Source organism: Geminicoccus sp. (genome assembly GCF_036263595.1).
In the GTDB taxonomy this organism is placed as follows: domain Bacteria; phylum Pseudomonadota; class Alphaproteobacteria; order Geminicoccales; family Geminicoccaceae; genus Geminicoccus.
The window spans coordinates 1-7210 of record NZ_DATAGQ010000121.1 but is presented as its reverse complement, the minus strand read 5'-3'; the positions used below and the strand labels follow the sequence as shown (position 1 = coordinate 7210).

The 7210-nt window shown below is 62.9% G+C and carries 5 protein-coding genes and 1 pseudogene; 3 read left to right on the top strand and 3 right to left on the bottom strand.

Annotated features, from left to right (window positions below; all coding sequences use genetic code 11):
- Window positions 1-942: tetratricopeptide repeat protein (locus tag VHL31_RS11395; protein WP_329661333.1), on the top strand; the 942-nt coding region annotated here is incomplete at its 5' end.
- 383 nt (window positions 943-1325) lie between these two features.
- On the opposite strand, the gene VHL31_RS11390 is transcribed toward VHL31_RS11395, so the two are convergent.
- Entirely contained in the window at window positions 1326-1637 is a 312-nt protein-coding gene (locus VHL31_RS11390) for an ASCH domain-containing protein (protein ID WP_414653704.1), read from the bottom strand.
- A 197-nt stretch (window positions 1638-1834) separates the two neighbouring features.
- On the opposite strand from VHL31_RS11390, the gene VHL31_RS11385 reads away from it, so the two are divergent.
- Window positions 1835-2089 (top strand): SemiSWEET transporter, encoded by a 255-nt coding sequence (locus VHL31_RS11385; RefSeq protein ID WP_329661332.1) that lies wholly within the window; start codon window positions 1835-1837, stop codon window positions 2087-2089.
- A gap of 392 nt (window positions 2090-2481) precedes the next feature.
- Window positions 2482-2553: pseudogene (locus VHL31_RS26650) on the top strand (cupin domain-containing protein); the annotation flags it as partial.
- 384 nt (window positions 2554-2937) lie between these two features.
- Here the strand turns inward: VHL31_RS26650 and VHL31_RS11375 are convergent.
- Both VHL31_RS11375 and VHL31_RS11370 read right to left on the bottom strand, forming a co-directional pair.
- Window positions 2938-4923 (bottom strand): lytic transglycosylase F, encoded by a 1986-nt coding sequence (locus VHL31_RS11375; RefSeq protein ID WP_329661330.1) that lies wholly within the window; start codon window positions 4921-4923, stop codon window positions 2938-2940.
- Between the two features lie 357 nt (window positions 4924-5280).
- Window positions 5281-6804 (bottom strand): Ppx/GppA phosphatase family protein, encoded by a 1524-nt coding sequence (locus tag VHL31_RS11370; protein ID WP_329661329.1) that lies wholly within the window; start codon window positions 6802-6804, stop codon window positions 5281-5283.
- Between the last annotated feature and the right edge of the window lie 406 nt (window positions 6805-7210).

The window sequence follows — 7210 nt, the reverse complement described above, 5'->3', positions numbered from 1 at the left end:
GCGCAGCTCGTCGACGCGTCCACCGGCGACCACTTGTGGGCGGAGCGCTACGACCGGCCGGAGGTGGACCTGTTCGCGATCCAGGACGAGGTCGCTCAGAACGTCGCAAGCGAGCTCGGCGGCTGGTACGGCCGGCTCAACAAGGCACGGCGGGAAGAGGCCAGGCGGCGACCGCCGGTGAGCCTGGAGGCCTACGACCTCTACCTGCTCGGCCTGGAGCAGAAACATCAATTCACCAAGGAGAGCATGGCGGAGGCGATCCGGTTGTTCTCCCGTGCCGTCGAGCTCGACCCCGGCTTCGCACGGGACTGGACCATGCTCGGGCTGGCCTACACCCTCTCGGTCGGGAGCGGCTTCGCCAACGATCCGTCCGCCGCCAATCGGCTCTTCGTCGAGAACACGAAGAAGGCTGCAGAGCTTGACCCCTTCGACTCTTTCACCCAGGCCATGCTCGGAAGTGTGCGCGGGCTCGAGGGCGATCCGAAGGGCGCTGAGGTGGCGTTCGACCGGGCAGTGACGCTGGCCCCGAACGACGCCGACACGCTGATGGCCGTGGCATGGAGCATGCCGCTCATCGTCGGACGGGCGGACGAGGCCGTGCAGCACGCGCGACGCGCGATGGCCTTGGACCCGGCGTCGCCGGCGGTGTACGCCCCTGCGCTCGCGGTCGCGCAGTACGTCGCTGGCGAGTACGCGGAGGCGATCACGACCTTGCGGCTCGCACCGTTGGAGGGTGGCGAGATGCTGATGTATTGGGCGATGGCGCAAGCCCAGCTCGGACACATCGAGGAAGCCCGTGCGGCCGTCAAGCGCATCCGGAGCGAGTTTCCAGGCTTCACGGTCGAGGGCTACATCCGCGATTACCCGGTGACCGCGCCGGCGGCGCTGACCGCGATCCGGGAGGGTGCTGCCAAGGCAGGACTGCTGCCCGCGGCAACGTAGTAGCCATGGCCTTGCCGCGACCGTCGCCTGATCGGAGGACGTCTTGGCCTCACCGTAGCCGCCAATCGCTCGTGCAGGTCAGTCGGGTTGCCGGCGACATGGCTCTCGGGCCACGGTCGCGGTGGCGCGCTACGGTCCAGGCCGATCACCACGACTGCGATCGGGTTCACCATCGGGCCGCTTGATCCCGCTCGCCGTGCTGCACCTGGAACACGGCAAGGCTTGAACCGACGCCGTGCAGGACGTGCCGTCATGGGTACTGTTTGTTTGCGTCGCACCATTAGCTCGGTGTGCTCGTCGTTTTCTTAGTTCTTGCGGCCGTCGCATCGGCAGCCTCGGCCGTAGCCGACGTCGACACCAAGCTTTACGTGGGTCGACAGGGTTCAGAGAACCTCAAGAACTTCAAAGCACTCGCAGACCACCAGCATCTCAGGTGCAAAGCAGCCCATTCGTCTAAAGTATGCTTCGTGGGCGGCACGCCACCATTCCAGCGATCTGTCCCCCTCGCCTTCTTTCAACGCGAAGGCGGCATCTACCTCTCCAAAACGCTTGACCTCAACCGACGTGGTCACGATCGCGCAAGCAGGTCGCCCGCGCCCGTCGATCACCACGCTGATCTCGCCGACCGTCGGCATGATGTTGGCCTGGCACCACGCGAGCGAAGAGCAGGTTGCACGCTTGGTTCCGCCCAGCACAAGAGCGAGAAGCTCGTCAGCAAGTTCCGGAGTGTCCCCAAAAGCTCCAGCGAGGCGCTTTAAGGTACCGAGCAGGCAACACAGCTTGGCTAGATGCTTTGGGCCCCTGCATGATGGCCATCATCAGCTGAGCATGTGGGCATTGGAACTGTTCTGCTGCCGGGCCGTTCCTCGGCACCCCCAGCTCGAGGACTCCTGTGCAACTTCTGGACCTTGTCGGCTATGCTGCCGCCCTATGTACAACCAGTGCCTATGTCCCCCAGGTGCTGCGCGTCTGGCGGACCCGTTCGACCCACGACATCTCGCTCAAGATGTTCGTCGTGCTCGTTACCGGCATCACGCTTTGGCTGACCTACGGCATTCTGACCAGCGACTGGCCGCTGGCCGCTGCGAACTCTGTCACCCTGATGCTCGCCAGCACGATCCTGTACTTCAAGATCCGCCACGGCTAACGGACCACCCTCGCCGTCGGTCCAGTACTGTTTGCCCGATGCAAGGCCGCCGCGCCGGCAGGCTTGGTGATCATTCTATTGTGGATAAGGTGGGACCATCGCCATCGGCGATCTCGCTCGCGGTTTGTTCCACAGGTCGGGACGGACATCCGCTATCTACTGGCTGCGGGCAGAGGTAACCTACCCGCGTTTCCTGCTGGCCCTCGATGATGAGGTATCCCTGGTCCAGCAATTGCAGCCGCAACTCCTCAAGATGCCGCTTGTAGCCGTTCGCGACCTGCTCTGGTGTGAAGCGGAGCCCTAGCCGGGATGAAGCTTGAAGTGTCTTGGTGTACATCGCATCGCTCAGCAGCCTGACCTCCGAGGGAGGTTCATACGCCTGAATCTGGAATCGTATTGTGGAGAGTTTCACCGCCGTTGAGGCGACATCGCCGCCAGCGCAGGTACACGGCCGGGACGAGTGATCCCGATCCCTGTTGTCCCGGTGCACCTGTCGCTGATCATACCGGCCGTCGTTCATTTAACGATCCTGTTTGCCGGAAGTTGGCGATGCCGATCCACCTACCCCTCCTTCCCACGATCGCAACTGGGTCGTTGGGAACGAACGCCTGGTGGCTGATGCCCTGCACACAAGCTGGAGAAGACCAGCACCCTGGTGATCGGCTCGGGCTCATGACGCCGATATGGTACGTTGGCGTCGAGTGCGGTCGTGGCCGGATGTAACTCGTCCACCATCGGCACGGTACTCAGGCCCTAGACCTGAAATCGCACAAGGACGTCAACGAGGAAGCTATAGATAATTGTGCAGGCAATGTTCTTGATCTCGCGGCACCTGCTTTCTGTCTAAGTCAGAACGGCCTTACAAGCGCTGCCTCCAGCGCTCTCTCCTTGCGCGCCTGCAGCTCTGCGATGCGGCGGTACACGACGTAATACTTGAGTATGTTGCTGATGTACTGCACCGTCTCACGTCCGATCTTCTCCGCCACCACCCGCTCCACCTGGCCAAACCATTGGTCAGGGTCGAGGCCGCGACCGGCCGCTTGCCGCCGCAGTTTGGCGATCCTTGCCGGCCCGGCATTGTAGGATGCAAAGGCGAACATGGTCCGGTTGAACGAGTCCATCTTCGTGTCCGGGAAGAAGGTATCCATCACAAAGCGCAGGTATTTGGCCGCAGCATGAATATTGTTCTCCAGAACCTCGATATCAGTGATGTCGACGTTCGGATCCCTGGCGGTGGTCGGAAGTATCTGCATGATACCAACGGCTCCAGCCTCACTCCGTGCTGAATTGTCAAGCTGCGACTCCTGATAACCCTGAGCTGCCAGCATCAGGGGATCGAAGCCATAGCGGTTGCCGAAGCGGCGGAACAGGTCGAGCACCTTCTCGAACTTGCGTCGCTCCTCTTCACTGGAAGAGTTCTTCACGAAATCGGCGTCGGCAAGATAGCGGTTGAAAACAATGTTGCCGAATGTCGTCCCTTTCTCGTTCTTCTCGATAAAGGCGTTGAGCGCAGTCTTCAGCTTGGGGCTCTGCTTGCGGATCGCAAAAGCGATCTGACCTTTCTCCCGCAAGAGGATATTCTCACGGACGGTGATGTTCGGCAGCATCTTTGCCCACACACGGGCCTTGTGATCATCGACCACCATGAGTGGGATCAGGCCGGCATTGAGCATGTCGAGCAGGTCCTCGTCCTCGAGGTATTCGTTGGCCTCGATCAGTCGCATCGAAGGACGTCCGCCAGCCACGAAGCGGCGGTCGAGCATGTTGAGGCTTTCCCAATAGCTGCTCGAGTGGCGTACCCAGACCTCCTTGCCGGCCAAGTCCTCGACAGTGGCGAGTTCCGGCGAGGCTGGTCCCATCACCACCACCTCCTTCACGTTGTCGAGGTAGGGTTCCGAGAAGTCGACCAGTTGCCTGCGCTCAGGCGTCACCGTGAGATTAGCGGCAATGAGGTCGCCCTCGCCTGCCAGCAGGGCTGGGATCAGGCGGTCACGGCTCACCGGGACGAAGTAGACGATCGGCCGTGGCTGCTTGGGGTCCTGCAGCTTTTGCAGATAGGTCTCGAAGGCCTGCATGTAGTCGTGGGTGACGCCGCCGCTCCTGCCCTTGTCCACAAAGAAGTCGGTCTTGCTGTAGGCAGTCAACACGCGGACCGCACCCTTCTTCAGCATGACATCGAGGTCGCCCCGGTAGGTCCCACGCTCGGCCGGGAACCGGTCCGCCACGAGCTGCCAAGCGAAGGCGGCCGTTCCGGGCCCATCCACCGCCAGCTCCTGAGCGATGTCCGAAGTGCTGACGGTCGGGCCGGGATCGTCGCGTGCGCTTGGCAGGCTCTGGCTGCGACCAGGGTCGACCTGGACTGGCAGGGGCGACAGCGTCACTGTGTCAACCCTGGCCAACTTCGTTGGCTCAGTGCGCCAGACACCGTAGGTGACTGTCCCGAGCGCCAGTGCACTCGCCAAGACTGCGGCAGGGCAGCGCCAATCTCTTCGGGCTGTCGGCTTTGGTGCTACTTGGTCGATGGCTGTGTTGAGGTCTGCGGGCAGCTCTGGTCCGCCGTCGAGGCATTCCAGCACTTGGCGCCAAGCCAGATCGTGGGACCTTGCCACTGCCACGCCTGCGTGCTGTAGCGTCTCGTTCTCGCCTACTGTGCCCGCATCCCAGGTGAAGACGTCGATGGACCACACGAGCGTAGCGCCGCGTGGAGTGGATCGGTCCAGGAGGCGCCAGCTTCTGCATTCGCAGCGTAGCGCCCGCGTCGGGTGCCGAGCGGTCAGCACGTAGCTATTTAACTGCCCGCCCGGCGAACGATGCTCCATCAAGTCGACCGCCAACTCCGCAGCGCGCCAATGCGCAGCGATGCTGCGCGCATACGCCAGCGCCCGCGCGTCGAGGGGCTCCTCTTTCAGTCTGGCATGGAGCGCGGACCTACGCCTGCCCATCATCCTCCCATCATCAGGAGCAAACCCGCTCAGGCGGGCTTTCCCTGCCCAACACCCGACTACGACCACAGCTACTCAAGAGCAATCCACCGCTATTTGCCGAGGTTCATCGGCGTTGCTTGCCACTCCATACGCAAGCAGGCCGCAAATCACTCGCACCATCCGACTATCCGGTGATCCTGTCCCTCGCCTAGCCTGTTCGAGCAGAATGGCAACGGCCTCGGAGAGGAGCAGGCGAGGACTCGGCACTCAAGGACACTCGACGATCTCGAAGCGCCGAACACCGACCGCCTGTGCCAGGAGCTTCAGTCGATCGCCGACCACTTCGCTGTCCGGCCCGCGCGCTCGCTTGCTCACCCCAAGGCGCACCTGATCGGGTTCGATGCGCAGCCTCGCGCGTTCCAGGATCTCTGGCACGCAGCCAGAAAGGCGATACCCGACGAGCATTGCTCTGCCGAGGATCTGTGCGCGTCGGCGAGAACTCGCCGGCAGGAGGTCGATGGCCGGCTTCAACCGCGGGTCGTCGAGATGGCTGCCGGCATGGCGAGCATGGATCGTGGCGGCGAGGAAGACCCGCTCCATGTGATCCAGGCCCACGAACGGGAACTGAACCAAGCGCTCGAAGCAGTCGATCGACCTGAAGTCCGGGTGAATGCGCCAGCCGATGTCGGACAAGGCGCAAGCTGCCACGCGCAGCCGCCGGTCGGCATGGGTTTCCCCAGGGAAAAGACCGTCGGTCCAGCGAGCAAGTGCCGGCGCGAACTCGGGGACCCGCGCCTGTGGCAGGCCAAAAGCCTGGGCACCTTCGAGAAGAGGATCGAGATACCGCTCCTGCTCGGTAAGCTGCTGGTAGAGCCACCCCTCGCGGACACCCAGCGCAGAGAAGACAATCCGCTCCGATGCCAGGCGCTTGATCAGGCGATCCAGAACCAAAGCGGCAGCTGCAATGGTCGAGACCCGCCGTGTCGGCACCCCTGGAAGCGTGGCAAGCTTCGCCTTTGGCAGTCGCCAAAGCTTCTTGGCAAAGGTCCGCAGGTCGCGAGCCTCCACCGTGTAGCCATGTGCAACCCGCACCGGGGCCACGGTTGCTGCCATATGTACCCTGGCCAAGGCACGCCAGCCGCCACCAATGGCATACAGCACCGGCTCGGGCATGCTCGCCACCAGCTTCTCCTTCAGGAGCGCGTCGATCCGCTCCTTCGCATCCGCCGCACCGTGGACCGCCAGCATCTCCTGCACCGGGAGCGCACCCAAAGGCAGGCTCACCGACCGCTCGCCCACCTGGTCATCGAGAACCTCTGCTACCTCCAGACTACCACCGCCCATGTCACTGACCATGCCCATCGGCCGGTAGAAGCCGGAGATCACGCCCATGGAAGCGAAGTAAGCCTCCTCGGCACCGGTCAGGATACGGACGTCGAGGCCGACCTCGGCCGCAATAGCTGTGACCAAGGCGCTGCCGTTCGAGGCGCGCCTTACCGCCTCCGTGGCCAAGACATCGATCCTTGCCACGCCCATGGCATCGGCAATCGCCCGAAAGCGACGGGCTGCCTCCACCGTGCGCTGGAAGCTTTCGGCCGCCAGTTCTCCTGTCTCCTCGAGACCAGCACCCAGCCGGCAGAGCGACTTCTCGTTGAAGCGGGGTAGAGGTGCACGCGCCAGTTTGTCATAGACGACGAGACGGACCGAGTTCGAGCCGATGTCGACAATCGCGTAGAGGTCGCCATCACGGCGCACGGCACGCTCGGGGTGCAGATCCAATGGGCGGTGCACGGTCTGTCCCCTGTAGATGTCCACCTACTGATGGCTGGATGGCGAACGCCAGCCGATAGCTCAGGAGCCATGAACATCTCGGCAAGCCTGTTGGTGCCTGTGCCGATGGCGTGCAAAGGAAACGAGAGGAAGCAGGATGCGCCGGCATATCCAATGCTGGCGATGATGCTCGGTACTAGCTTGGTGCAGCCGAGCACGCCTCGGGTCGACCGTCCTGAAGGCATGAGATGGCTAGTGCGGGGCTACTGCCAGTCCAAGACCTTCTTCTTCATCCCCAGTGGGCCGTAGAAGCCCTTGGCTGGATGTAGCCGTGAGTATCGGCTGCCGGCGCAGGTCCTATTCCTTGAAGGGCTTCTGCTCGCCATAGGCGATGGCCTGCACATCCTGGGCGGTCATGAGCAGCAGC